General features: G+C 52.1%; 1 protein-coding gene. It reads left to right on the top strand.

Translation table 11 applies throughout. The features are described 5' to 3' along the window. Window positions 1-75: 75 nt before the first annotated feature. On the top strand, window positions 76-891 hold the full coding sequence (locus BUC26_RS22565) for a VapE domain-containing protein (protein ID WP_073379692.1): 816 nt from the start codon (window positions 76-78) through the stop codon (window positions 889-891). Window positions 892-1,268: the final 377 nt, after the last annotated feature.

The following is a 1,268-nucleotide window of genomic DNA, read 5'->3' as shown; positions in this document are numbered from 1 at the left end:
GGATCAAAATAATCTGCATTGTCATGGAGCACTGATAAACGATTCTGACAAAAACCGCTGCTTTTCATTCAGATATTGTGGGGAACAACACCGGTCCCACCTGCCGGATGTCGCATCTTTACGGATTCGGTCAGCGTCAGCCAACTCAGCCAAAAGCCCGCTGATTTCTGGGCCTCTCTCTTAGGCATTGTCTTCGGGGAACTGGCAGAGATGGTGGGCAATCGCAAGACGAATGTCGATGCCCTGAAGAATATTATCAGCAGCACCTCCCCCCGAGTCCGCCTGCCGTATGGCCGGTATCATGTCAACGTCAGAATCTCAGCTGTCCTTATCGGCACGATCAACCCCGGCAGTCTCGGCTTCCTGAAAGACCCAACCGGTAGCACCCGCTTCTTCGTCATTCCTTGCCGCAAAGTGGAAATAGGTGAGACGTTCGACCTTGACTATATCCGCGAACATCGAGAGCAGATTTGGGCGCAAGCGCTGCATGCCTATCATCAAGGGGAGAAACACTGGCTCGATACCCCTGAGTTAAAGAAGATGCAGTATGATCATAACAAGGAATTTTATTATTTGACCCCACGTTCAGAGGATCTCATCGAGAGCATAGAAAGTTTAAAGCAATTCGAACACATATCCAATTATCGTATAGGAGAGAAAATTCCGGGGATTTTGCCGCATGAAATTGAATCCGCGATGCGCTATGCCGGATGGATGAAAGTCAACATGAAGTCCTTCAAAGCACGGATATCAAATGAAAAGGGTGAGATCGAATTTAAGAGTATACCTGCCGGGTGGATCTCGCCCGAATTAGCAGCGGCGGGGAACAAATCAGACATTGTAAGGAGGTACTATGAGATGCTCTATGATAAGGAAACCATTGGATACTGAGGACACGTGTGAACGCGTGTGAACACCTGTGAACGCAGCTGTGAACCTCTGGAGCCCGCGTCGGACGGGGCGTGAATCCTGTGAACACCTTCCCTTAAAAAAGAGAGTGAAAAAAGGAAGCGGGAACGGGTGGGGGGGTGCGGCGAGAGGCGGACGCGGAAAGAGTAGGCCCGGAGGCTGTTCACAGGGTTCACAGCGTTCACAGCTTCCGGGCTGCCCGTCCTTAGCGGGCTCCAGGGCAGTGTGGTGTGAACCCCGCCGCGTCCACGAGCGTCCACAGCGGTTCACAGCGGTTCACAGTGGAAGGCGGCGACAGAGTGAGGTGTGCGATGGAGCAAACGAGTGATAATAAGCTGGCCATCGATTTCGGCTTCCTT

This window comes from Desulfofustis glycolicus DSM 9705 (assembly GCF_900130015.1).
GTDB classification, from domain to species: domain Bacteria; phylum Desulfobacterota; class Desulfobulbia; order Desulfobulbales; family Desulfocapsaceae; genus Desulfofustis; species Desulfofustis glycolicus.
The sequence above is the reverse complement of the archived record's forward strand: the minus strand, read 5'-3'. Positions and strand labels throughout refer to the sequence as shown.